This window comes from Nonomuraea sp. 10N515B, assembly GCF_052245915.1.
Classification (GTDB): Bacteria; Actinomycetota; Actinomycetes; order Streptosporangiales; family Streptosporangiaceae; genus Nonomuraea.
Window position 1 is genome coordinate 1 of sequence record NZ_JBQQBQ010000206.1, and the last position, 1,205, is coordinate 1,205.

1 protein-coding gene is annotated in these 1,205 nt (G+C 63.2%); it reads left to right on the forward strand.

Annotation, left to right across the window (positions count from 1 at the left end; all coding sequences use genetic code 11):
• Nucleotides 1–508: 508 nt before the first annotated feature.
• Nucleotides 509–844, forward strand: a complete 336-nt coding sequence (locus ACTWQA_RS59065; protein ID WP_443167511.1) for a lipopolysaccharide assembly protein LapA domain-containing protein — start codon at nucleotides 509–511, stop codon at nucleotides 842–844.
• The last annotated feature ends 361 nt before the right edge of the window (nucleotides 845–1,205 follow it).

Here is a 1,205-nt window from a genome sequence, read left to right on the forward strand (position 1 = left end):
ATCTTGTACTCGTCACACAGGCATGATCACGAGCGGCTGCTCTCTTTGTGCCCGCTTCCCATCACAAGATCGCAACGGCCTATCGCGCATCCGTGCTGGTCACACTGCGAATGGTGACTGCCGTACTGGGAGATCCCGTGTGGCTCCGATATCGCATCCACGACAGTCCCTCCGCACCTCAATTGCAGTATGCAACTCTTTCTGGGAGCACGGAAGAGGAGGAGGGGGCTTTTTGACCTTCAGAGTCATGAAAAGAGTGATGTTGGGGCATATCTCCCTGGCGTGCCAGCCGAGGGTGCCGCGTACGGGGATCAGCGGGTCGAGGGGCTGTATAAGGCCGCGATAGCGGGGCAAGGGCAGGCTATGAAGACATCTGCTGAGCTATCGCACCCAGCGGAAGCTGGGTCCTCGCCCCAGAGCGCGGGAGGCGATTATGTCAGGCAACGATCGGTGCGACGCCGACAAGCAGCACGGCGCTGACAAGCGGCAGGACCGAGACCTTCGAAGCGTGGTGGACACCGTCACCTCGCCGCCACCGTCACGCTCCTTCTGGGGCGGCGTGGCAGTCGGGACGCTGCTGGCCGTCGCCACTGTCCTGCTGATCGTCCAGAATGGTGCTTCGGTGCCGTTGCAGTGGCTCACCTTGAGCTTCACGGCACCGATGTGGCTGTTCCTGCTGTCGTCGGCCATCTCCGGGGCGGTGCTGGCGCTGCTCGCCCTGGGCCTGTGGCGGCGGGCCCGGAGCCATGCCAAGGACCGTCGGGACGCTGCCAAGAGACTACGCCAAATGGTAGGCAAGTCCACGCCACGAAGCCCAGGCCATCCGGGTCCATCACAAGGCTAAGACCCGGTCTTGGTGAAAGCTGACTGCCCGGCTCACGTCTCTTGTCCAGAGACGCACAGAACGGTAAGGGCTGGGCATTGGTTGGATCTGGACCTGGTCCACGGTCGTCGGCCTCATGCTGGCGCGGTGCGGATGCCGAGGCCTACATCGCGGTGGCGGTGGCCTGGCCCGCGGCACCTGGCGGTTAGCAGATCGCATTCAAGTACATCATCGGATGGGTAGTGGAGAAGCCCCTGTGTCAACGGTCACTGAGTTCTCCCCGTAGGCGGCCTGGAGTTCTCCCCGCTGGCGGCCACGAAGGTCTCCCCAACGGCGGCCATTTATCTCCCCACCGTTGGTGCCGGTCTGGTTAGCTGAAGGG